Annotated in this window: 20 protein-coding genes; 8 read left to right on the top strand and 12 right to left on the bottom strand. The window is 42.3% G+C overall.

Annotation, left to right across the window (positions count from 1 at the left end):
* Positions 1–101 precede the first annotated feature (101 nt).
* Positions 102–1,037, bottom strand: a complete 936-nt coding sequence (locus tag AC2SLO_RS09645; protein WP_486542917.1) for a LysR substrate-binding domain-containing protein — start codon at positions 1,035–1,037, stop codon at positions 102–104.
* Positions 1,038–1,318: 281 nt separating this feature from the next.
* On the opposite strand from AC2SLO_RS09645, the gene AC2SLO_RS09640 reads away from it, so the two are divergent.
* From AC2SLO_RS09640 to AC2SLO_RS09615, 6 genes are all read left to right on the top strand, one after another.
* Positions 1,319–3,202 carry an AmpG family muropeptide MFS transporter gene (locus tag AC2SLO_RS09640; protein ID WP_486542919.1) on the top strand — a complete coding sequence of 628 codons (1,884 nt, stop codon included), beginning with the start codon at positions 1,319–1,321 and terminating at the stop codon, positions 3,200–3,202.
* A gap of 39 nt (positions 3,203–3,241) precedes the next feature.
* Entirely contained in the window at positions 3,242–4,141 is a 900-nt protein-coding gene (gene prmC, locus AC2SLO_RS09635) for a peptide chain release factor N(5)-glutamine methyltransferase (protein WP_486542966.1), read from the top strand.
* Positions 4,142–4,596: 455 nt separating this feature from the next.
* Positions 4,597–5,529, top strand: coding sequence for a retron St85 family RNA-directed DNA polymerase (locus AC2SLO_RS09630; RefSeq protein ID WP_486542921.1), 933 nt, complete (start codon positions 4,597–4,599; stop codon positions 5,527–5,529).
* On the top strand, positions 5,522–7,162 hold the full coding sequence (ptuA, locus tag AC2SLO_RS09625) for a retron Ec78 anti-phage system effector ATPase PtuA (protein WP_486542924.1): 1,641 nt from the start codon (positions 5,522–5,524) through the stop codon (positions 7,160–7,162). Before AC2SLO_RS09630 ends, ptuA begins: the two co-directional genes overlap by 8 nt.
* 5 nt (positions 7,163–7,167) lie before the next feature.
* The gene (ptuB, locus tag AC2SLO_RS09620) at positions 7,168–7,644 is read left to right on the top strand and encodes a retron Ec78 anti-phage system effector HNH endonuclease PtuB (RefSeq protein ID WP_486542926.1); all 477 of its coding nucleotides are present in this window, start codon (positions 7,168–7,170) and stop codon (positions 7,642–7,644) included.
* Positions 7,644–7,835 (top strand): hypothetical protein, encoded by a 192-nt coding sequence (locus AC2SLO_RS09615; RefSeq protein WP_486542928.1) that lies wholly within the window; start codon positions 7,644–7,646, stop codon positions 7,833–7,835. Before ptuB ends, AC2SLO_RS09615 begins: the two co-directional genes overlap by 1 nt.
* A 190-nt stretch (positions 7,836–8,025) precedes the next feature.
* Here AC2SLO_RS09615 and rlmKL read toward each other — a convergent pair whose 3' ends face one another.
* The 9 genes from rlmKL to trmB form a co-directional block, all read right to left on the bottom strand.
* Positions 8,026–10,452, bottom strand: a complete 2,427-nt coding sequence (gene rlmKL / locus AC2SLO_RS09610; RefSeq protein ID WP_486542930.1) for a bifunctional 23S rRNA (guanine(2069)-N(7))-methyltransferase RlmK/23S rRNA (guanine(2445)-N(2))-methyltransferase RlmL — start codon at positions 10,450–10,452, stop codon at positions 8,026–8,028.
* 273 nt (positions 10,453–10,725) lie between these two features.
* Positions 10,726–11,898 carry a mechanosensitive ion channel family protein gene (locus tag AC2SLO_RS09605; protein ID WP_486542932.1) on the bottom strand — a complete coding sequence of 391 codons (1,173 nt, stop codon included), beginning with the start codon at positions 11,896–11,898 and terminating at the stop codon, positions 10,726–10,728.
* 243 nt (positions 11,899–12,141) lie between these two features.
* On the bottom strand, positions 12,142–13,728 hold the full coding sequence (locus AC2SLO_RS09600; protein WP_486542934.1) for a dihydrolipoyl dehydrogenase: 1,587 nt from the start codon (positions 13,726–13,728) through the stop codon (positions 12,142–12,144).
* A 78-nt stretch (positions 13,729–13,806) separates the two neighbouring features.
* Entirely contained in the window at positions 13,807–14,301 is a 495-nt protein-coding gene (locus AC2SLO_RS09595; protein WP_486542936.1) for a peroxiredoxin, read from the bottom strand.
* A gap of 298 nt (positions 14,302–14,599) precedes the next feature.
* Entirely contained in the window at positions 14,600–14,944 is a 345-nt protein-coding gene (locus AC2SLO_RS09590; RefSeq protein WP_486542938.1) for a hypothetical protein, read from the bottom strand.
* A 297-nt stretch (positions 14,945–15,241) separates the two neighbouring features.
* On the bottom strand, positions 15,242–16,006 hold the full coding sequence (gene queC, locus AC2SLO_RS09585) for a 7-cyano-7-deazaguanine synthase QueC (protein WP_486542968.1): 765 nt from the start codon (positions 16,004–16,006) through the stop codon (positions 15,242–15,244).
* A gap of 345 nt (positions 16,007–16,351) precedes the next feature.
* Complete coding sequence (locus AC2SLO_RS09580; protein ID WP_486542970.1) at positions 16,352–17,122, bottom strand: DODA-type extradiol aromatic ring-opening family dioxygenase; 771 nt, start codon at positions 17,120–17,122, stop codon at positions 16,352–16,354.
* A 221-nt stretch (positions 17,123–17,343) separates the two neighbouring features.
* On the bottom strand, positions 17,344–17,832 hold the full coding sequence (gene rlmH, locus AC2SLO_RS09575; protein WP_486542940.1) for a 23S rRNA (pseudouridine(1915)-N(3))-methyltransferase RlmH: 489 nt from the start codon (positions 17,830–17,832) through the stop codon (positions 17,344–17,346).
* A 514-nt stretch (positions 17,833–18,346) separates the two neighbouring features.
* Positions 18,347–19,210: a tRNA (guanosine(46)-N7)-methyltransferase TrmB gene (gene trmB, locus AC2SLO_RS09570; protein WP_486542942.1), complete on the bottom strand. Its 864-nt coding sequence runs from the start codon at positions 19,208–19,210 to the stop codon at positions 18,347–18,349.
* A gap of 363 nt (positions 19,211–19,573) precedes the next feature.
* On the opposite strand from trmB, the gene AC2SLO_RS09565 reads away from it, so the two are divergent.
* Positions 19,574–20,515 (top strand): DUF2628 domain-containing protein, encoded by a 942-nt coding sequence (locus tag AC2SLO_RS09565; RefSeq protein ID WP_486542944.1) that lies wholly within the window; start codon positions 19,574–19,576, stop codon positions 20,513–20,515.
* 80 nt (positions 20,516–20,595) lie between these two features.
* On the opposite strand, the gene AC2SLO_RS09560 is transcribed toward AC2SLO_RS09565, so the two are convergent.
* On the bottom strand, positions 20,596–22,437 hold the full coding sequence (locus AC2SLO_RS09560) for a monovalent cation:proton antiporter-2 (CPA2) family protein (protein WP_486542946.1): 1,842 nt from the start codon (positions 22,435–22,437) through the stop codon (positions 20,596–20,598).
* 220 nt (positions 22,438–22,657) lie between these two features.
* Positions 22,658–23,365 (bottom strand): hypothetical protein, encoded by a 708-nt coding sequence (locus AC2SLO_RS09555; protein WP_486542948.1) that lies wholly within the window; start codon positions 23,363–23,365, stop codon positions 22,658–22,660.
* 448 nt (positions 23,366–23,813) lie between these two features.
* On the opposite strand from AC2SLO_RS09555, the gene der reads away from it, so the two are divergent.
* On the top strand, positions 23,814–25,235 hold the full coding sequence (der, locus tag AC2SLO_RS09550; RefSeq protein WP_486542950.1) for a ribosome biogenesis GTPase Der: 1,422 nt from the start codon (positions 23,814–23,816) through the stop codon (positions 25,233–25,235).
* The last annotated feature ends 22 nt before the right edge of the window (positions 25,236–25,257 follow it).

Genomic DNA, 25,257 nt, shown 5'->3' with positions numbered 1-25,257 from the left:
CCAGCTATGAGAGTGTTAAAAGGTAACATAAAAAAAGCCCCCATTTTTGAGTGCTTTTCTACAGTTATCAGAATTGAACTAAGAGCCGATAGCTATCTGGCTTAGCTATCTGAATCAAACTGTTCTTGGCACAGTTTGATAAATGCCTGACCAAAGTGGCGAATCTCAGCATCATCGCGTACCGCTATCCAACTGGTAAAGCGGCCGAAATGATCTACTGGAATTGCGGTTAAGGTCTGATAGTGGCTTGGTTCAAAAGCCATTTCTGCAATAATCCCTACGCCAAGACCTGCGCCAACGTAAGTGCTAATCACATCGGCATCAAGCGCTGCCAATACCACTTCAGGCTCAAGACCGGCGTCATGGAAGGTTTTGTCAATGGCGCTACGACCAGTAAAGCCGCCGTGGTAAGTCACCAAAGGATAACTTGCCAAGGTTGGCAAGTCGATGTCTTCAGCATTTGCGAGTTCATGGTCTTTGGGCACAATAATACGGTGCGACCAGTCATAATAGCGATAGCAGCGCAGATAAGAGTTGTGCAGTAGTGCCTCGGTTGCAATACCAATATCGGCCTGACCACGAATCACCATATTGGCAATGGTCTCAGGGTCTGCTTGCTGTAGTACCAGTTGTACTTTTGGATAAGCTTCTTTGAATGTCTTGATGATATCTGGCAAGACGTAACGCGCTTGAGTATGGGTGGTGGCCAGCGTTAAGGTACCAGTTTGCGGATTATTATAATCAAGGCTGATGTTTTCAATGGTACGAATTTCGGTAAAAATAGCCTCAATGTGTGGCAGTAGGGCTTCGCCAACAGGGGTCAAGCCGGTTAGGCGTTTGCCTTGACGTACAAAGACCTCCGCTTTTAGCTGACTTTCGAGGGCAGAGATGTGTTTGGATAAGCTCGACTGACTGGTATGCAGTACCGAGGCGGCTTGGCTTAAATTATAGCCGTTAATAACGGTATGCCAGACGGTTTCTAGTTGTTTGAGCTGAATTTGTAGATGTCTTTGGTTGACGACCACATCTATTGCCATAAAAAATATCCTTTATCACTGCGGCTTGGAAATATGAAATTGCCTAAAAACAAGAGATTGAACTAGAGCATACTAGAACAATGGAGGGTAGGAGGTTAAACGCGTTCATTATAAGGGCATTGCAGGGATTAACCCAAATATTATAGCCTTATTTGCCAATATAATGTGATTTTCAATGACGAGCGGGCAGGTTGTATTGTACGCTTGATACGATACGGCTAGTCAAGCCTGCCATTCTAAAGTAACATATCGTTTTTAGATTTTATAAAGATAGGTTTTTCATGTCTACCACAACTCAGCCCGATTCTAGCGTTACTCAATCGCCTAAAAAGTCATGGGTTGATGCCTTAAAGGCATTTAAAGACTTGCGTGTCCTGATTATGTTCTTTTTAGGATTCGCCGCTGGTCTGCCCATTATGCTGATTTTCTCAAGTTTAGGACTTTGGCTTAATGAAGCCGGTGTCGATTTGGGTATAATTACCATGTTTAGCTGGGCGGGTCTTGGCTATGCCTTCAAGTTTATTTGGGCGCCGCTCATTGACGCCATTCCTGTGCCGATATTAACCACATGGTTGGGGCGTAGGCGGGCTTGGATGGTTGTTGCGCAGCTGCTTATTATTCTTGCTATTTATGTCATGGCGAGTGTGAACCCTGCTGAGATTAATGTGCTGCATTTAATGGCAGCTGGCTCGGTACTTCTGGGATTTTCCGCAGCGACGCAAGATATTGTTATTGATGCATACCGTATTGAGCTTGCGCCGCCGGAGATGCAGCCGGTCTTATCCTCCATTTATGTCACCGGTTATCGTATCGGTATGATTGTGGCAGGCGCAGGGTCTTTATACTTGGCAGTGTACTTTGGGTCAACTGAGAACCAGTACAGCTATGAGGCATGGAGAAATACCTATTATGTGATGGCGCTGATTATGACGCTGCCATTATTGACCACTTTTGCCGGTTACGAGCCAACGGCTGAGATTCTGCAGATTAAAAAACAGCAGTTAAACCTTAAGCTGTTCTTTGTTTATTCAGCGATTTTGTTGGTACCGGCGACTGTTATCGGTTTGCCATACTTGGTCGAAACCTTATATAACAGACTGACGGACAGCAGTATTGTTATCGTTTCTCAGTCAATCTATCCAGTATTAAATAAATACTTTGCGGTGACCGTCGGTATTGCGCCTTTGTTATTACTTTTCTTCCTGATTAATCAGCCAAAAATCATTAATAAAGCACCAGCAATTACTGAATCGCGCAACGATTACCTCAGATTGGTTCTGGTGTTTATTCTATCGGTAGCGGTGTTTATTACCGGTTATATTCAAATCGGTAATGTGTTGCCTGAGTTTGATGATGCGCTTGCTAAATTCTTGATGACCGCGACCCGTTTAATCAGTAGTTTAATTATGGCGATAGTGGCAGGTTATTTATTAGTCAAAATAGGCTTGGTCAAAAAAGAAGTGGCAATGGCAACTTGGATTAATCCTATTGTCGATTTCTTCCGCCGCTATGGCAAAAAAGCACTATTACTACTTGCCTTAATAGGTCTGTATCGTATCTCAGACATCGTTGCCGGCGTGATTTCAAACGTCTTTTATCAAGAGATGGGCTTTACCAAAACCCAAATTGCTGACGCGGTGAAGCTGGTTGGCGTTATCATGGCCATTGTTGGCGGTTTCTTAGGTGGTATGCTCGCGCAAAGAATGCGCATTATGAAGGCCATGATGCTCGGTGCTATTTTGGCGTCATCAACTAATCTATTATTTATCTTACTGACCTATCATCAAGGCAGCGTTGAATATATGTACTTTGCGGTGATTGTCGATAACTTGGCATCAGGCTTCGCCAGTATGGTATTTATCGCCTTCTTATCGGCATTGACCTCGATTAAGTTTACGGCGGTTCAATATGCGATTTTCTCATCGATTATGACCTTAATCCCCAAAGTCATTGGTGGCTATTCAGGCTCTATCGTGGAGGTGACCAGTTGGCCGTTCTTCTTTACCTTTACTTTTGTCATCGGTATTCCTATTTTACTGCTAATTTATTTGGTCGATAAATATATTGTCATCGGCGGTAACGATGATATTTATGGCGATGATATAGCAACCAGTCAGCTTGCTCTTGATGAGGCTGTTGATACTCAGCCTGAAAGCAAAAAATAGCATTAGGTATATAAGGGTAGGGACCAAGACGTGACTGAGATGAATGCCCAACCAGTAATGAGCGTCAACCAAATCAAACGAACTCAGTATGATGCGTTGCCTGAGCATTGGGTTAATGACTGGCTTTTGTATGTGTTACAAAAGCCAGCCTCATTTTTAATCACGGATGGCGATTATCAGATGACAGAGGCGGAGCAGGCACAGTTTGAGTCTGGTATTAAAAAAATGAAATCAGGCACACCACCTGCTTATCTGACGGGTAAGCAAGCCTTTTGGTCGTTAGAGTTTGAGGTTAATGAACATACCTTAATTCCTCGACCTGACACCGAGGTATTGGTAGAGCAAGTGTTGGCGTGGATAGATAATAACGCTCAAACTGATGATACACCTCATTCACCCAAGCGTTTATTGGATTTGGGCACTGGATCTGGTTGTATCGCCATTAGCCTAGCGTATGAATTGCAAACATTAACGCCTAACCATTGGCAAGTGACCGCTATTGATTATTCTAAGCCGGCTTTAGAGGTCGCCAAACGCAATGCTCATTTAAATGATGTTACTAATATCGAGTTTAAGCAAAGCGATTGGTTTAGCGCGTTAGATAAAAATAATAAGTCGCAAAGCTTTGATATCATCGTCTCCAATCCGCCTTATATCATTGATAATGATGAGCACTTAGAGAAGCTTACAGCTGAGCCATTATCGGCTTTAGTTGCGCCCGACAATGGGCTTGCTGATATCAAACAGATAGCCAGCGGAGCAACAGAATATCTGATTAAAGGTGGCTTGTTAGCGGTTGAACATGGCTATGACCAAGGCGAGGCGGTGCGTCAAATCTTTACTGATTTTGGCTATACACAGGTCAAAACCATTCAGGATTATGGCGGTAATGATAGGGTAACGATGGGTGTGTGGACGGGCGTCACCAATGAATTATAGAGAAAAGCGTTACCTTTGAGATTAAAATATTGTTATTTGCAGCTAATCCCACCATCCGCTACTGTCGGGGCTAAACCGCACCTATGTTGTCGCTCTAGTCAATAAGATTAACCATCCGTATCTAATATCACGATAAATAAGGTACGGGGGAAGCACTCTACATCAAGTCACAAGCCAGAGTAAGGTGGTATCTACTAGCGCTATAAAGAGTAACAACAAAAATTGTATAAAGTCGTTAACCTGATATATAATAAAAATACCCTTTAGCTTAAGACGAATTCGTCTAGTCGGGTGTTTAGCCAGACTCTAATTTATTGAACGGCTTTATGGTTGCGATTGATTCGCAACCTGATTTCCTCACGCCGTTCGTCAATCAGGTTGCGAATTAATCGCTTCCTTAAGTAAAGGGCTGAGCCCAAGAGTGCTGCTCTTGGGCTTTTCTTATGGGGCTATAAATGACTTTGATAAAACAGCTTGCATTCGAGTTAAAAAAGAGTGAAGACGAAGTATTTCGTTTTTTGTTGAGTGCGCCTAAAAGGTATAAAGTCTATACTATTCCAAAGCGTACCTCTGGACATAGAGTTATTGCTCAACCTTCTAAAGAGCTAAAAAAGTATCAACGAAAGTATCTGGAGCTTCAGAATCTACCTATTCACGATTCAGCGATAGCGTACCGAAAAGGAAGGAGTATTAAACAAAATGCAAATGCTCATAAAAATAATCCATATTTACTTAAGCTAGATCTTGAAAATTTTTTCAACTCTATTTCTAATACATTATTCTGGACGGTTTGGGAGTCGTTACTGACTTTACCTTCTAGTCAAGATAAGTATACTTTAGAACAATTACTTTTCTGGAATCCTAGTAAAAAAACGGGAGGAACATTAGTTCTTAGTATAGGTGCACCAAGCTCCCCGTTAGTATCCAATTTTTTTATGTACCAATTCGATTGTGCTATTAGTGAGTTTTGTGTGGATAAAGAAATTACATATACGCGGTATGCTGATGACTTAACATTCTCTACCAAGCATAAGGACTTACTTTTTTCTATTCCAGAACTTGTAAAAGAAAAACTTAATCAGCTGTTTGGTAATTCTATAAGAATTAACAGAAAAAAAACTAAATTTTCATCTAAGGCTCATAATAGACATGTTACAGGTATAACTATTACTAATGACGGAACGCTCTCTTTAGGAAGAGAGCGTAAAAGATATATAAAGCATTTAGTTCATTATGTTCAACTTAATAAACTTGATACTGAAGAAAGACAACATCTTAGAGGTCTTATTGCTTATGCTATGCATATAGAACCTACATTTATTGAATCTTTGAAAAGAAAGTATTCTAATGAGCTAATAACTCAAATTATTGAGGAATCAAATGACTAAGTCACGTAGATATGAAAGTAGGACTATCAAACACTTAATTCAAAACTCAGACAAAGGTAACTTTCAATCTTCGTATCAATTATATCTAAATTATCTTGAAGGTAAAAATGTTGAACAAAAGGATGAAGTTTTAGCTTATAAATATTTGGAGAAAGTAGAATCTGCACTTACTTCTAAAAAACTTATTTTATCATCCATGCATATGGTTGATTTTAGAAGGTTTAGAAAACTAGAGATTTCATTTCATGAGAGAGTTACTGTGTTAATAGGAATTAACGGTTCTGGCAAAACTAGTATTGTAGAAGGTATAGCTAAGACCTTATCATGGTTGAATAATAATTTAGAAAAAACAGACGTAGTTGGTAGACCTATTATAGAAAGTGATATTCATGTTTGTTCTAAAGAGTACAGTGAAGTAGCGACGAAATTTAAGTTTGATGAGAAAAATATATTTGATGTGAGTATTGGTAGTACTGTTTCTGGTTATGACGGTAGGTCACCTACAAATGTAGTAGGTATCAGACAAGTCGCCGAAATGTATAAAAGTGTTTCTCATAGCTCCTCAATATATATCCCACTTTTAGTATTTTATTCAGTCGAACGCTCAGATTTTTCATTATCATCAACGATTACAGAAGATGCCTCGGGTGATTATGCAAGCAATAGATTCTCCGACCTTAAAACAGCTTTAGACGGGAGTGGAAAACTTGAAAACTTTTCTAAACTTTATATCGAACTAGTTAATCGAGCGCAAGGTGGAAACACTAAGGAAGTTGAAGAGCTAAAGGTTCAGATAGAGACATTGCAGGCTACTATTGATGATGTATATTCGGGTAAAATTATTCCAGAAAACGATCCTTTTAATATTAAGCTCCAATCTAAAAAACAAGAATTAGCAGATTTAATAAAGACTAACACTCCCACTAAATACAAAAAACATCTAGAACTTGTAAATCAAGCAATTGAAAAGCTTGTTCCAGAAGTAAAGAACCTCGAAGTAGATCGTAGCTCAGGAAAAGCTAGAATAATGGTTCAGAACTTTGGGAATAGAGTCAATATAGCTCAGTTATCACAAGGTCAAAAGATGTTGGTGGCCTTATCTGGGGATTTAGCGAGGCGATTGGTAAAATTAAATCCTGATTCTGATAATCCTTTAAATAGTCATGGAATTGTTGTTATTGATGAAATTGAATTACACTTACATCCCAAGTGGCAACAAGAGATACTAATCAACCTTCAAGAGACTTTCCCTAATTTACAGTTCATAGTAACTACTCACAGCCCTCAAGTTCTATCGACTGTTGATAAGAGTTGCATTCGTATACTTCAATTTGATAGCGATGGGAATGCTATAATAAATACACCAGAATTTCAGACTAAAGGTGTTTGTAGCGCTGATGTACTAGAGCAGATAATGGGTACACTTGCTATACCAAAGGTATACGAAGCAGATTGGCTTTCTGAATATTCGGCCTTGGTTGCACAGAATCTATGGAAATCGAAAGAAGGTCAAAATCTGTTTGACAAGATAGTTAAGCATTTCGGCGATAACCACCCCGAGATAAAAAAAATTGAAGGCGATATTAGAACTCAAGAATTCAAATTGAAGATTGAAGCGCTAAAAGGGAATTAACTCCAATGAAGAAACTATCTCGTGGAGGTGCTCCTGTTTGTTTAGCTAAATTCAAACCTGGTAAAGATGATTGGTCTGTTATAAGAGAAAATGATTTGAGTAGAGAGATTTGGGAAAAACTCGATGACATGCAGAATGGTTTTTGCGCTTATTGTGAATGCAGACTTAACATAAATAACTCAAACGGCCATATTGAGCATTTTATTCAAAGAAATAGAGACCCACGTTTAACCTTTGACTGGAACAATCTATTTGGTTCATGTAACAATCCTAACCGTTGTGGAAAATATAAAGATAGCAGTCCAGTAGCTAAAGAAATAGACTTAGATAAAGTATGTAAACCTGATGTTATGGATTCTAGTGAACTAATCTTGTTCTTAAGTTCTGGTAGGGTTAGACCTAGAGCCAATTTAGATCTGCAAAAAAAGAGCTTGCTGATAATACTATCGCTGTTTTTAATCTCAATGGTGATAGTAAATTAGTGAATTCACGTAAGGCTGCTATTGCAGCAGAAAAGAGTTTAGCAGAAGAATATTTGAAAATGTTAGTGGAAAATGACGGTAGTTTAGCCGAACTACTGCAAGAAGAGTTAGATGAAGCACTAGTTAGAATTAGGGATTTTGAGTACTCGACAGCATTAGAACATTTATGGAAATATAATGAACAGTTTTAAGATCTAGCCCCGATAGAAGCGGTATCCTTTGCTAAGCCACGGCATAGTGCGACTTGCTAGCAAGCGGTCTCGTAAGGCAGGAACGCATGCTAGCTTAGACGCATTGCCGTGGCGGGCAAAGATACAAGCGGATAGCGGGTTGGTGGTTTAAAAGTACCCAGACTCTGCGCTCCCCTAAACACTAAAACACTTACAACTTATGGCGAATCTCAAAGCTGTGATGGATTGGCTTTTTCGGATTAAAATCAAAACCAATGGTTTCACTGGTAATCTCAGTAATGTCATAACGATCATATAACTCTTCATCAAGCTCAAACTTGGTAAAGTTATTCGAGAAGTAAATCACGCCGCCATTGGCCAAGCGGTTCATTGCACGGTTGATGAGGGCAGTGTGGTCACGCTGCACATCAAAGGTACCTTGGAACTTCTTAGAGTTTGAGAAGGTGGGTGGATCAATGAATATTACATCAAACTGATCTGTATTGTCTTTAATCCAATCAAAAATATCAGAGGCAACAAACTGATAACGGCTGGTGGTCACATCAAGACCGTTTAACGCAAAGTTTTGTTTACCCCAGTCGAGATAGTTTTGTGATAAATCGACACTGGTGACTGTTTTAGCACCGCCGAGTGCCGCATGCACACTGGCAGTACAGGTATATGCAAATAGGTTCAATACATCAGCACCGCGACTGGCTGACCGGATCATGCCGCGCATGTTACGGTGGTCAATAAACAAGCCAGTGTCTAAATAGTCGGTGAAGTTAACATAAAAATAAGCACCATCTTCTTGTATGACGTGCAGTTTACGTTTTTTCTTAGCCTCTTCACGAGCCACTTGTTTCCTGGCTTCCTCACGGGCTTGCTGGAACTTATTACCTTTATAACGATAGCGGTTGTCTTTATTAGGGACGTGCTTGTCGTCTTTTTTCTTGTCTGTCTCAGACTTGCTGCCATCAGGGTTGCCGTATTGAGTATTTCCAACCTGACGCGCGCGGGTCTTAATAAATACGTTTTCACGGTCAATACCGAACACCTCACGAATACCCATCAATGCAAGATTAAAGCGCTTGCGAGCCGTCTCTGGTGGAATAGTTTTCGGTGGGGCCCATTCTTGTACGTGCACATAATCACCATACACGTCGATGGCGACCTTATAATCAGGTAGGTCGGCATCATAAACACGTAAGTTGGTCACCTCTTCTTTGGCCGCCAACTTTTTAAGATGAGCGACATTCTTTTGTAGACGGTTAACAAAGTCTTGAGCTTCATCGACTTCGATTTTTCTCTTCTCAAAACGATCAATCAGACTCTCGCCTTCTTTACGAATCAGCTGACCATGACGGAAATACACGGTAATTGCGCCGTTATGGCAACGCAGGGTCTGTGGCTCTGCAATCGGCAATACGTCCGCTTGTTCCACATGAGCGGCAAGCAGACCAAGCACAGGCTGATATTTTTGCTTGGCAAAAATCTCTTGTAAGGTCAAGCCTAAGCCTTGATAAAGCGGCTTGATAAAGTCAACATCACCCAAACGCTCACCATACGGTGGGTTAGTGATAATCAGTGGACGCTTAAGCTTACGATCCAATAGTGGCTTTGCTAAGGCGATTTTTAACTGCGATAGTGGCCGCTGCTCTAGGGTTAAGTGCGGGATAATCTCAATAAGACCAGCGGCAATTAAGTTTTTGTGAGTTGCTTTAATCGCGCCAGCATCAGCATCAAAACCCATAATCGTTGGTAATTTACCAGATGCTGCTTTTTCTAAGCCATTATGAAAACGTTGCTGCGCTTCATTGACACACTGCTGCCATAACTCACTGTCGTGTTCATGCCAGTGATAAAAACCAAATTGTGATTCCGCTTTATCGATACCCACAGCATAGTCGCACTGCATAAGCAGGGCTTCGATAATAAACGTACCCGAACCACACATAGGATCAATCAAAGCGCTGTAGCTGTTTTTGGTTTTGTGCCAACCCACGCTGTATAACAAGCCAGCTGCTAAGTTCTCTTTTAGCGGTGCATCAGTCATAGCAACACGATAACCGCGGCGGTGCAAACTGGTACCTGATAAATCTAGGAAAATCTCTGCCTGTTTGTCATTAACCGTTGCATAAATTGGGAAGTCTGGGTCATTACTATCGACATCAGGACGGCTGTCATACTTGTCAGTAAAGGTATCAGCAATCGCATCTTTAATACGTAGCATAGCAAATTGCTGACTAACCGAAACGCGCTTATCGACGTTCATACGAATAGCAAAAGTATTATCAAGTCCAAACCATTCTGTCCAGTCGATGGTTCTGGCTAGGCCGTTTAACTGCTCGGCAACGTCGTACTCTTTATTGATATTGCGTTTTTTGAGCGGTAATAATACCCGTGAGGCAACACGTGACCACAAGCAGATACGGTAAACCTGTTCTAGAGTGGCAGTAACCGTTAGACGGCCGGTACTTTTGATATCACTGCTGATATCCATATAGCTAAGCTCTGTTTGCAAAGGTGCTTCTAAGCCATCGGCGCAGGTGATGACAATATCATAGCGCATGCTTTGCTCACTATTGTCTGCGGCTTCACTATTTAACGGGGTGTTTTCGGGTGTAGGGGTGGACATAGGTGACCTTTACGTTTGTATGTTGCTTAGTCATGCATCGACCCATTCAATAGAATTGAATCGACGGGAGTGATGCAGATTTAAAGTATGAGTTAAGCTAAGAGGTTGTTATAAGGGGTGTGGTTTTCAAAACCAGTATTTATGGTCAGTGATTTTAACACAATCACTTACAAGGCACTGCAAATTAATATGTCTGTCAGCGTATTCTTAAGTCCGTAAGCATCATTGCACTGAATTCACAAAGCAATAGTGAGCACTATAGATGCTTAGAGGCTATTTTTTATCGCTCACATGGGTATTGACTTCAAAGGGCTTAGTCTCAATAGGATAATCGACATCTTTGGGCATTAAGATGCGCATGTGCGGATAAGGAATGGCAATCTCTGCCGCTTGTAGCTCGTTTTTTATTTGCTCATGTAACGCCTCTTTGATACGAGGGATGCGCGGAACTGCCGCTGGGGTTACCCAAAAACGGACAATAAATACCGCACCAAAGTCGCTAATATGATCAATAGTGGCAGAAGGCTCAGGACGTTTGAGAATATTATCCATATCGTCAATAACGTTTAAAATCACTTTCCGCGCTGCCTCGACATCGGCCTCAAGCGCAATACGTGCCTGAATATCAAAGCGAATAAAGTTCTTTGAGGTGAGGTTAGTAACCTCAGAGGAGGCGACCGTCGAATTAGGAATAATGATGGTGATATTATCACGGGTTAAGATATGGGTGGTACGCAAAGAGATAACGATAACACGGCCCTCTTTGTCGCCAATGTTAATCCAATCACCCACCTGAAACGACTGCTCAAGCAAAATCGTGATGCCGGAGATAAAGTTAGCAATGGTGGACTGCGCGGCAAAACCCACTGCCAAACCGACGATACCTAAACCGGCCACCAGTGAAACAATATCAAAACCAAACTGTGCCATGACGCTGGCAAGACCGAGCACCACAATGAGCACAGAAAAGACGTTTTTTAATAACTGCTCAATTGAAGCATTCAGGCCATAATGTTTAAGCACTCGGCTAATGACCTGCTCAGAGGAGGTCCATAACACATAATAGATACCGGCCCAAATACTGGCTTTTGCCGTGGCTTTGACAGTGGATGGTTCAATATTAATCTGACTCATCACAGCGATTAGACAGCTGACCACCCAAACATAGCGAACAGTCGAGCGGGCAATATTCATGCGCTTATCGCTCAGCTTTAGACGCTCTTTATTATGCTTAATAATATAAATAAATAGCCAATATAAGCAGCCTAAAACCGCAAGCAGAATAATAATCTTAATAGTGGTGCTAGCAAGTTCTGCACCGCGCGACGCCCAGTCATGGGTTTCTTCTTCTAAGTCACCACCGATAGCAAGATATAAGCTCGAATATAAATCGTGCATAATTTCTTGAAAAAATGCGCTAATTTTTGAGCCAGTAGAGCTAGCCATTGGGCATCCTATTTTCAAAGTGGTGAGATATCATATACCGCTAGTGATAGCTGACGTTATTATCTGTATTTATTAAACACAACAAACAAGCGGTCTGGTATCAAAGCGGATACGGCTTATGTTCGAGCAACAGTCGATGCCCTTTAATATACAATAAAACGCTACCCTCTAATAGTCTAATAAAAATACCCTGCTAATTCATTAACAGGGTATCTTAAAGTGTCCGTAAGGATTAAGCGCTTGCTATGACGCGTTATGGTTTCTGATTTGACGCTTGGTATCACGCAGCGCAGTACGCAGACCCTCTAGAATTGTCGGATGATAGTAAGGGCTGGCAAGCAGGTCATCAACCGTTAACGCATTGGTAACCGCTGTTGCTAGAATGTGCGCAATATATTCTGCATCAGGGCCGACCATACTGGCTCCCAAAATCATCTCATTCTCTAGACTGGCATAAATATGTAACAGACCACAGTTGACGCCCATCACGCGGCTACGGCCTTGGCTATTAAAGCTCACTTCACCAGTGACAAATGCTGTATTTGACGCTTCAAGCTCGGTTTTCGACTGACCAACAGTTGCAATTTGAGGGTCACAAAAGACCACTGCTAGCGGTGTTGCTGGCTTATTTTCATAAGGCTTACCGGTATCTGCAACCGACTTGTCAGCGCTGATATTGGCATTGATGTCATCATCGCACAGCATCTCTGCACCGCAGTCGCCACTGGCCTTGATAGCAGCAAGGCTCGTCTGTGACGGTTGGTCAACCCTATTATTTCTCTTCTCAAGCAAGTTTTTGATATGCTGCCCTGAATGGAAGCCTTCGTTACTGGCAACGTGCATTAGCGGCGTACGCGCATTGGCATCACCTACGATATAGATATTGCTGTTACCGGCTTGACCAGTGACAGGATCTAGGTTCAGTGGACGGTTTTTGGCATCCAGCTCGACACCGGCATAAGCGATATCCATTTTATCAAGTGTATTACGGCGCCCTGTGGCCAGTAGAACATAGTCGCCTTGCCAAGTCTTTTCGTTACCCTCGGCATCGCTAAAATGAATCACCGCTTGCTTGGTATCTGCATCGCTGCTTTGAGCCACATCGTTGACAGTTGAGCCAAGCTCGGTGTTTAATTCGCCCAATATACAGTCTAATGCACTTTGGTTAATGGCTTCATCTTGAATACCGCCAATGCGATTGCTGCGGTTAAATAGTGTTACCTCTACACCTAAGCGGTGCAGAGCTTGAGAGAACTCCAGTCCCATTGCGCCAGCGCCAATAACAGCAACAGACTTTGGTAAGTCGGGAATCTCAAACACGTTCTCAGAGTTTAATAGACGGTCGCCTAATTTTTCAGCCCAACCTTCTGGAATAAAAGGCACGGACCCTGTACCAACGATAATGTATTCAGCTTTAATAAACTCGTCACCGGCTTTGATTAAACCCTCTTTGGTGAATTTAGCATGTGCGTGTATCTTCTGGTCTTCACGCCAGCTCTCAACACTTTTTTGCAAAAATCCTGCAAAGCGGTTGCGCTCAGTTTGCACACGCTTCATGACCTGTTTGCCATTGATAACTGGCTTGCCTTCAATACCAAATTCTTTAGAATCTTTGGCATGATGAGCACGCTCGGCGGCGGCTATTAATAGTTTACTTGGCATACAGCCGACGGTGGCGCAGGTCGTGGTCCAAAAGCCATCATTAATAACAACCACATTATCAGTGGCTTTGGTCACTTGGTGATAGGCATTGTGTCCGGCAGTACCGGCACCGATAATAGCCACATCGACTGTGCGAGTCGGCTTAGATGTGTTATGAGGGGCGCTCATTGATACACTCTCCTGAGAAAAATGATAAAGTTTGATTAACTATTGAGCTTGGTATTGACTGTCTCAACAATCGGATAATTAACCTAAGGTCTCAAGTAAGCGATCTGCATAGTCTTTGGCACGTAGGTTGCGTTGAGCATGGGTTAATTGACCATCTTTATTAAACACAAACGTTGAGCGTACTAAGCCGAGCGTCTTTTTGCCATACATGTTTTTCTCTTTAATCACATCAAAGTATTGGCATAACTTCTCATCGGTATCACTAATCAGCGTAATCTGTAAATCTTGTTTTTCAATAAACTTTTTATGCGATTCAATGCTATCGCGTGAAACACCGATAATGTCATAGCCTAATGTATCAAAATCACTTAATCGCGCAGTAAAGTCAGTGGCCTGTGTAGTGCAGCCTGGGGTATTGTCACGAGGATAGAAATATAAAATCAACCCTTTTTGGCTATTTTTGACAAGTTCGTTAAGATTGATATCTGCCTCAAGCATTTTGCCGTCAATTTTTCGAACCATAGGCACATCAAAGTCTGGCAAGGTAATTTGTTCATCGGTTGGCTTGGCCATGAGTATTCCTCTTCTCTTTATTAGATTAATAGGCGGGTTTAATTCAGTACAATAGGTCGATAGATTATCGACATGGGTTTGGCGCTTTGTTTGATTTGAATCTTTATTTAAAGAGTTATCTAGATTCTTACTTCAGTAGTAGGGTCGGCAAAACACTATATTGCCATAAAGGTCATACGTCATCGTATAAAAAAAGGCCAGCACATGCCAGCCCCATTTCGTAATCTTTCAGTGTCTGCACTTAATAGATAAAGCCAGATAACCTGATGCTAAAAGCCTTCACTAAAGGCCTTAATAATTAGCTAGGTTTTTTTGGTGGGTTTAATTTTAGACCACTTGCACATTGCTGTAAGTCTTTTTGCATGCGCTTAGCGTAAGACAATTTAGAAGGGTCTTTGCCGCTTTGTGCATAGCTTTCGATTTCCCACATTTGACCCAATGTCATTTTAGAGCGTACGTCTACGGTGCAGCTACACAATTTTTTAGCGGTTGCATTATCAGCAACTTTATATTTTACAGTACCTTTAACACACTGATTGATTTGCTCTTGCTTAATATCTAGAGCGTGAGCGGGTGTCATTAGCATCATAGCTGAAGCACCTAGAGCAAAAAGAGGGGCAATCTTTTTAGTAATAGAGATCATGAAGCAGCGTCCTTTAAAGAGAGAGGTTTTGCAGATAGTAAAAAGTGAATAGTGACTATTAATACTGACCAAAAAAGCTAAATACCGTAATGGGTCTTGGCTAAGTATACAATACGCCCTAACCACATCATAATTTATGATTGGGCGTATTGTGCATTAAGGGTCTAGATATTAATAAGCATTAATAGTCGCTTAATTTTGGTTTTATACCTTACCAAGCTCAAGCCATTTTTAATAATGAATTTTGCTATCAGGTTGCAAGCAAATGTTACTCATCAGTTACAATTTAGGGTTCAATTAAGCCTCTACATATCGAGTAGGGTCTGCAATTCCTGCATCTTTAAAGCCTCTTTTACGTAACGTACAGCTGTCACAAATACCGCAGGCGCGGCCTTTGCTGTCTGCTTTATAACAAGAAATAGTCTGTGAATAATCCACACCCAATGAATGTCCTAATTGAATCGTTTGCGCTTTAGATAGGGTTTGTAGCGGAGTTTGGATATGCAGCTTATGGCCAGTGACGCCAGCTTTCGTCGCCAAATTCGCCATCACTTCAAAAGCATGGATATATTCAGGACGGCAATCTGGATAACCTGAATAATCAACTGAGCTCACCCCAATTACAATATGATTTGAATTGGTGACTTCCGCTACCGCCAGTGCATAAGATAAGAAGATTGTATTACGCGCAGGCACATAGGTGTTTGGAATGGCATCATTATCAATGGTATCAGTATGCGTCGGGAACTTCTCATCATCGCCATCAGGAATAGCCATCTCGTGGTCAGTCAGCGATGAGCCTCCAAGCTGCGCAATATCTATATCAATAATCTTATGATCAACGCCGGCTTGTTTGGCAATACTCTTGGCGGCAACCAATTCACTGTTATGACGTTGACCATAGTTAAAGCTTACCGCAGTAACGTTGGCATAACGCTCTTTTGCCCAGTACAGACAAGTCACTGAATCTAAGCCGCCAGAGAGTAGCACCACTGCATTTTGATTGGCATTACCGGCATCGCTATTATTTGAATGAAGGTTTGAAGAGGAGGTATCCGTCATAGTTGTCATAAGTTGCTCAAAGTTAAGGTCAGCACCGGATTAAATCTCTATGACATACTGTTAGCTAAAGGGTTATCCATCTACTATAGACACGCTATATAAGCTATAAGGTATGGATTCAAAACGGTGTGACGTCAATGTGAAAAGAATAATGTGCAATGTAATATCTTGCTAAATAAAGTTAAGCGTAAAAGCTAGAAATAAGGGGTTATAAAGAAGGTCTATTTTAACAAAAATCAGCCCATTATTGGGCAGTCAGTGTGATTTAACATCCTAAGTAAATAAAAATACGCTTAGCAGGTTAAACGAAGCATTGGGGTAGACGAACGATTGACTCAAACCTGTTTAATCAAAACGGTAGATATCCATACCCAAGCTGTGATGAGCGATACTTTCATGAATCACAGACACCCGTTGCCCTGAGCCCAGTGCAAAGAATAAGGGTAGTAGGTGTTCAGAAGTTGGGTGTACTTTTTCGATGTCTTCGAACTGACGCCACTCTAATGCGTTTGGAATATCGGTTTTTAATTGATGTAGCAGCCATACCTTAAAGGATTTGGCTAACGCATCTTCACTTTCGGCATTCCAGTTTATAGCAGCAAGGTTATGGGTGATACTGCCTGAGCCAATAACCAGTATTTGCTCATGACGCAATTGGGTAAATAAGCTACCCAATTGATAACAGGCATAGGCATCAAAGTGTTTGGGTAATGATAGTTGCACGATAGGCACGTCGGCGTTTGGATACAAATGCAATAGCGGGGCCCACACTCCATGGTCAAGCGGACGCAGTGGATTAAGGCTGTTGATTACACCCATCTTATTAAGCTGTGCAGATAACGATTCTGCTAGCTGCGGATGACCTAATGCAGGATATTCAATACTGTTAAGCTCATGGCTAAAGCCTGAGAAATCATGCCACGTTTGCGGAGTAGGGTTGCTGGCAATCTCTAAGGTCTGGGTGACCCAGTGCGCAGACATGATAACAATGGCTTTGGGCTTAGGCAGATTCTGGCCGGCACGAGCTAAGGCGTTGGTCGTGGTGCTTCTTTCAAGTGCAAAGCTTGGTGCGCCATGCGATATAAATAACGCAGGCAAGGTGGCCAGCGCTTGCATAGAGCGAAATTTTTGCTTACGGGTCTGATTAGCGACCGGCTCAAAGCTGGTGAGCGGAGTCACTGAAGCCGGAACGCTAAAGGTCGAGCCGTGTGTCTTATTTGTATATGTCATGTGCTAGTTATGGGGGCAGGGTGCTTTTTTTAAAGCAAAGAAGACCGGTGAGTGTTGTACTTGAAATCTCAATCCTTAAGACCTTCTATAACTAATTATCTAGATGATTAATTGCCACGATGATATGGATGATTGTTATTAATACTCATCGCCCGATACAGCTGCTCCATTAGCACTACGCGTACCAGTGGGTGCGGTAGTGTCAATGGCGATAGAGACCATTTAAAATCAGCCGCGGCCAATACGTCAGGCGATACGCCGTCGGCACCACCAATGGCTAGCGCCACATCATCTCCAATTTGCATCGCATCACTCAGCTTATTTGCTAATTGTTCGGTCGATAGCATCTTACCCTTCACATCAAGTACCCACAGCTTTTCGCGTGAGCTGCTTTGATGCGTGGCCAGAATTGCTTTGCCTTCTTGCTCACGATATTGCGCCAAATTGGCCTCTGATGGATTCTTGGCGCGTTTAGCGGCAGGTAAGTCGACCATCTCAGTGGTCAGCATAGGCTGAATACGCTTGTGATACTCGTTAAATCCAGTATCAATCCACTTAGGCATCTTGCCGCCCACACTTAAAATACGTAGCTTCATTGATAAGTGCCTTTTTTATTTTAGAAAATAGCTTAGTGTTGGTTGATGGAATAACCGAGTAGATATAAGTTGATAAAAGTCAACAGGATTCATAAAAAAATATGACTTATCCACACCTTTTTTAGACCTCCAAGTCAACTTGTGGAACATCATGGTAAATTTAAAATTCTGACAGAAATTTTTAAAACAGCCAGTCATTTAAAACGTCAGATTTATAAGTCATTGATTTTATTTATAAAATAAATTGTACAAAAAATGAGCAATTTTATTTAAGCCACGATGCTGCCTAGGTCAGGCACTGTCAATACCTCGTTTATCCACAGGGTTATCCACAGCGAATGGGGACAACTTCGCAAAGCCTTACTAAATGACGGTTAGCAGCGAATGATTAATAGAGAAGGTAGTGATAATTTTGTTCGCAGTAGCCAATCAGGGCAATAAAATAGCGCCTTGAGACGCTAATTTTTGCATTGTTTCACGATAATGTCATAATCAATGGTAAGTTCAATAATGACTAGTCTTTGATGTAAATCAAATCCCAAACGCCATGACCACGGTCTATACCACGTTTTTCAAACTTAGTCATCGGACGAAAGTCAGGACGCGGCGTAAAGTTACCCTTGCCAGCTGTGTTGGTAAGCCCTTCAAAGTTGTCTAACACATCTAGCATCCAGAACGCATAATGCTCCCAATCGGTTGCAGTATGGAACCAGCCACCTGTTTTAATGACTCGGGTTACAATTTCCATGCGTTTTGGACTAACAAAGCGGCGTTTATAATGACGCTTTTTTTGCCAAGGATCAGGGAAGTATAACTGGATACGATCGATATGATTCTCTGGCAATTGCTGCATCAAGCGAATGGCATCACCATTAATAATCTTAAGGTTTTTAAGGTCTTCCTCGCCAGCCATAAATGCGCATTTACCAATACCTGGCTCGTGCACCTCAATACCCACAAAGTTACGCGTTGGCTCAGCTTTGGCCATTTCAATCAGTGAGCCGCCCATACCAAAGCCAATCTCAAACGTTAGCGGCGCATCGGTCCCATTGGGTGTTTGCTCCGTATCAGCAAACAAAGCACGCAAATTGGTAATATCATCAATAATACCTTGACCTCTGTCATCCATGGTATTGACAATATATTTGGCGTAAGCGGGGTCAGTAAGGGCTTGCTCTGCACTTTTATTTAAATGAGTGCGGCGCTTCATATAGGTATTAATTAAGCGGCGATGAGTAACATCATCTTCGGCATTTTTGCCAGTCGATTTGCTGTTATCTGCTATGTTAAGCTCAGATGACTGTACGTCTTTGTTATCATCCGCTGCATGAGAGGTAGGGGTTGTCGGAGTTGAGTTAGTAGTGTTATCGGCGCTCATATAAATAATATCGTCCACTATTGTCGTAATGATACCCCTTGTGTAATATCGCCATCTAGGTTCAGTCTGCTTTGCCTGTGATTATTAGACTAACAACTTACCGATATAGAGTATTCACAATGGGTATAGGTTTGAGGATAGGCTGCTTTAGTATAAAGCGCGCAATCATTGGTTTAATATGGACACTTAAGGTCGAATACATCCTAAGAGTCAAAAAAGAATATTCCAAAGAGTCGCTGTGCTAAAAAAAGCAGGCATTTTGGCGTATTATAACGGTTATCGCCCTATAAAACGATGCGCAAACCGCGATAGTTTGCGCAACCAAAATACGATAGATGTTTATATAAATAAGGCCTAGCCCGTATGTTGTTTATTGAAGAGACTTCACCGCCACCGTTTTATCAAGAGCAGTTAACGCCTGAGCAGCGTACGCAGCTGGATAAATGGTTTATCGGTAAGCGTTCACAAGTCTATTATTTAAAGCGTTTTGCCGAGTTTGATAAGCAAGGGTATTTGTCACCCAAATGGCACTGGGCATCCTTTTTTGCCACCTTTGGCTGGCTGTTATACCGAAAGCGCTATTTAGACTCTATTGTCTATACGGTGGCGGGCTGGTCGTTTATTCAGCTCAATATGGCAATTATTTTAACTGCGTTTGAATTCGTATTTATGCCGCATATTCCAGATGCCTATCAAATGCTGACTCGATTAAGTATTGCGGGCATTATTTGGTTATTTTGGGCAGCAATGGTGGCACGCTGGTCGGATGCCTATTATTACCGTATGGCACGCCGAGAGATAGCCGACGCGATTGAGGCTTACCCAAAAGAGCCTGAAAAGCAAAAGGCACATTTGCGCCGTGAGGGCGGAGTGAGCCAAGTTGGATTGGGGATTGCCTTTGGGTTATTTATATTTTTATTGACCGTGCTGCAAGTGCAGTTTTTACCGCTGTATGCCAAGCCCAAAGCCAATGGGATTATTCAAGATACCTTTGCGACAACACGTATGGCCACCAGCCATATTGAAGATATGTACCGTGTTCAAGGCAAATGTCCGGTCGGGATAACCTTTGACACTAGCGGTCAGCATTTGAGTCTAGAGGTCACTGAGGACACGCCGGCACTTGGGGCAAAACAAAGCAGCTGCGTACTCACTGCTAGTATCAAAGATGTGCCATTCCCTAATCGTAATTTAAATGGTCAGACTTTCATTATGTATCGACCTTCTACAGACAAAGATGCAAAGTGGCAATGTGTGACCTCGTTAAATGAGCGTCAAAAGCCAACCAGTTGTATCGAAAACTAGCATCACTTTGCTTCTCTTATTTCTAAAGAGTGAGCAAGCGATGCCAGTCGTTATTAATCGAGCTAGGCTGATTAGCCACTTTATTTATGAATACCCACAGCGGTTTCAATTTCTTCTAAGTCCAACTTTTTACCCTCATCATGGTCAGAGTCAAATAGACTCTCAAGCTCCATCAAGGAGGAGCGGGTGGTGGCAATCAGCTGCGCTTCGTCCTCATATACCGCTTGCTGCTGATTGAGCAGCTCATCATCATAATCACGGAAGGCGGTGATGGTCTCACGTGCCTTTTCAGGTGAAATCCCCAATAGTTCTAGCGACTCACGTGACATATCGAGTGAAGATAGATAAGTTTCACGCCAAATATGAGTAATACCAATTTCACGCAGACGATAAAAATGAGAACGGTTGCGCGCACGTACCAATATTTTAAGGTGTGGATAATGGTTATGCAGGTATTTAGCAGTCGAAATAGAGCGCTCTACATCGTCAATGGCAATAATAAAGACGCGTGCTTTATCAATACCTGAAGTACGCAGAATCTGCGGGTTCTGCGGATTACCATAATAAACTTGGTTACCAAACTTACGCACGAAATCTACTTGGTTAGCCGAGTTCTCAATAGCGGTAAATTCGATGTTATGCATACGCAGTACACGGCCGATAATCTGACCGACACGGCCAAAACCAGCAATAATCACTGGATGCTCATGGTCCGGAATACTGTCGTATTCACGGCTTGGTTGACGTTTCTGAAAAATGGGCTCGCCAATTTTCTCAAGTAAAACAAACGCAACCGGTGTCAGTGCCATCGAAACCGTCACGATTAGGTTTAGCATATTGGCAAGTTCTGGGCGCAGTACGTTTTGAGTCGCCGCAGTACCAAACAAGACAAACGCAAACTCACCACCTTGAGCCAAGGTCACACCCAAACGAATACTGGTGGGCAGACGGTTGCCTAACAGACGAGCAATGACTGTAATAATGCCAAACTTAATAAGCATTAAGGCGATGGCAGCACCGAAAATAACAATAGGATGCTCAACGATAAGCTTCACGTCGGTTAGCATACCTACCGACATAAAGAACAAGCCTAACAGCAAGCCCTTAAACGGCTCGATACTCGCTTCAAGTTCGTGACGGTATTCGGAGTCAGCAAGTAGTACACCAGTTAAGAATGCACCAAGTGCCATTGATAAGCCAATTTGACCCATCAAAATTGACACACCCATTACAATAAATAAGGCAACGGCAGTTAACAGCTCAGTCGCACCACTAGAGGCGACAAATTTAAAGAAGGGACGTACTACATAACGGCTGACTAAGAATAACCCGCCGAATACGGCGATAACTTTGGCAAAATATACCAAGTCATAGGTTTGCTCACGCACACCAGATAAGAAAGGGATGGCCGCGAGCAGTGGGATAACCGCAATGTCTTGGAATAATAAGATGGTAAAGGCTTCACGGCCATGCGTACTTGATAACTGCTCTTTTTCGGTGAGCACCTGTAGCACAAAAGCGGTTGATGATAAGGCCAGACCAAAGCCAACAATAAAGGTAGTGTCAAGCTTTAAATCGGTAAATTGATACAGCAGCGCCATCAGAATAATACCGGTGACCCCAACTTGCAGACCACCGAATACAAAGATGGAGCGGCGTAGTGCCCATAACCGAGAAGGCTGTAATTCCAGACCGATTACAAACAGCAGCATCACCACACCGAACTCAGAAAAATGCATGAGGCTCTCGGCATCACCGGCCACATCAAGTACGCTCGGGCCAAGCAGCAAGCCTGTTACCAAGTATCCAAGCACTGTAGAGACCCCAAAGCGCTTGCCCAAAGGCACCAGCAACAATGCCGCACCCAAGAATATCGTCGCTTGTAACATTAAGCTAGGTTGAACAATGGATGCTGCGAGCATGAAGGGTCCTTATTATATTTACGGTTTATAATAATTAATAATTAATAATTAATAATTAACGATTAATGGATAACGAGAATAGGCTCGCTTGCTGTCGTTTGTTTTAAGGTTGATTGATGGTTTATGGGCGTCAAGCAATAAGTAATAAGTAATAGAGGAAGATGACATTATCACGAATCGTATTTATGTTAAATAAAGCTGTTTTGAGTCAAATAACAGACTATTTTTTCTTATAGACCTTCCACGTGCCATTGTCGGCTAGTGGATTGGTATAAGCATCATTGCGGCGTTTACGCGGCTTTTGACGGCTGTCGACAATTTTAAAGTCAGGCAGTGCGTGGACAATGAGTCCAGTGCGGTAGAATCTGACGCGTTCAGGCTCTAGTAGCGCACCTTTATTATCACGGCAGAAAACATAAGCACGAAGGTCAATAAACTCACGATGCGCGACTAGCCTTGCGGTTTCATCATGCTCGAATACGCGCTCAAGTTGAAGCAGTTCTTGACTACTAAAATCACCGCATTTATCGATTAATGCACCGACAGAGCCGAAGCTTTTGGATTCTTTAGCACGGGTCTTGGTTAAATGCAGGCGCTGAACATGATAAATAAACTGCGGAATCTCAAGACTTGCCGGTAAAGGCAGAATATCCGGTGGCATATAAGCGGACGGGTAGAACTGTAGAGCACGCTCAATTAAAGGCTTCCAGCGATTATGGTAAGCGCTAACCTCATCTTGATTGCCCTCATATATAGGCATGTCTCGAACTTGCCTTAAGATATCTGGCGGGAACTGGTCATGGCGAAACGCGGCAATATCTGCCTGCAAGGTCGACAGCAATTCTTTGGCATGCTTTTTACCCTCCTTGCTGGTAGGGTTTTCGATAATATCTTCTGGCGCGACAAAAGGAGCAGAGCGTCTTGACATAATTGAGTTAGGTTCATTATTAAGAGGGTTAAAACCATGTTATCATAACCAAGCAATCTAACTTCAAATAGTCTCGTATACCATTTAAAATACGCGTAATAGATATTGTGCTTGATAAGCCGGTGATGAGCAGCTACTTGCTGCTGTAAACGACTGATATTCAAATAAATGTTATTAAGCTGACCTCGGGTTAGTAAGTTAACCGCTAAATTTTTATATTTTCTAATATACTGGCAATCATTTTAAAAACTACGCATTGATAACTCAACTTAAATTTTGTGATGAATATCAACTGTCAAGTTCTAAAAGCGTACGCATTGTCTGACTCCTTACTTCAAAACGTACTATGTCGCAAGATTGCCTTAGCCACTTATTACCCCTAATTTAATATCAAGCACTCTGATTAAGACCAATCATTAAAGCTTTGTAAAACCAAGTGAGATAAAAAATGTCCATAAAACCTGTCGTCGCCTTAATTGGTCGCCCAAATGTGGGTAAATCGACAATATTTAACCAAATGACCAAATCACGTCAAGCACTGGTTGCTGACTTGTCTGGTCTGACCCGAGATAGACAGTACGGTGACGCCACCTACGAGAATAAATCTTTTATTGTTATTGACACTGGTGGTATTGGTGAGGCCGATGATGGTCAGGGCAGTATTGATGATTATATGTCAGCTCAGTCGCACACAGCCATTCATGAAGCCGATATTTTGGTATTTGTGGTCGATGCACGCGCAGGCATGGTGGGTGCAGATGCTGAAATCGGCAAAATGCTGCATACATTAGGTAAGCCAGTTTATTTGGTTGCCAACAAAGTTGATGGTGTCCATGATGCTGCGCCAGCCGAGTTTTATGCATTAGGATTGGGCGAGCCATATCCAATGACTGCCAGCCATGGCCGCGGTATTGGTAACTTGCTTGAAGATTTGACGGCTGATATGCCAGAAGATGTGGAAGATGATCCACAAGAGGGTTTGAAACTGGCAGTTATTGGTCGTCCAAACGTCGGTAAGTCAACGCTTGTTAACCGTATGCTGGGTGAAGACCGCGTTGTGGTTTATGATATGCCAGGTACCACACGTGACAGTATTTATATTCCTTTTGAGCGCAACGGCAAAAGCTACGTGCTAATCGATACCGCAGGTGTGCGTCGCCGTGGCCGTATCGGTGAGAAAGTCGAGAAATTCTCGGTTATTAAAGCATTGCAAGCCATTAAAGACTCAAACGTCGTTATTGTGGTGATTGATGCGCAAGAAGGCATTGTGGATCAAGATTTGCACATGTTGGGTTATGCGTTAGATGCCGGCCGCGCTATTGTGGTTGCGATTAACAAATGGGATGGTCTTTCTGAAGATAAAAAAGACATGATTCATATCGAGCTTGATCGCCGTTTTAGCTTTATCCCTTATGTCAAAGTCCACTTTATCTCAGCGCTGCATGGCACTAATGTGGGTAATTTATATCCATCTATCCATAAGGCATACGCCTCTTCAATGTTTAAAGTGTCGACCAATCGTCTGACGCAGATTCTAGAAGATGCTGTAGCTGCTAATCCGCCGCCAATGTCAGGCGGACGCCGTATTAAACTGCGTTATGCGCATTTGGGTGGGCACAATCCTCCGATTATCGTGATTCATGGTAACCAGACCGGCTCATTGCCGAAAAGCTATCAGCGTTATTTAGAAAACGAATTTCGTAAAGTGTTTAATCTTGAGGGTACGCCGTTAAAAGTTGAATTTAAGCTCAATACCAACCCATATGCTGGCAAGAAAACCACCTCAGCCAAAACGCTCAGACCGGGTGTATCAGAGGCGCGTCAAAAACGCCGTGATAGAAAATACAAAAAAGGGTCTCATAAAAAATAGTGGCCTTAGTAAAGCATTAGCA

The sequence above is a fragment of the Psychrobacter sp. CX14 genome, from assembly GCF_057396205.2.
Note: the sequence above shows the minus strand (reverse complement) of the source record. Positions and strands in the feature narration are given on the sequence as shown.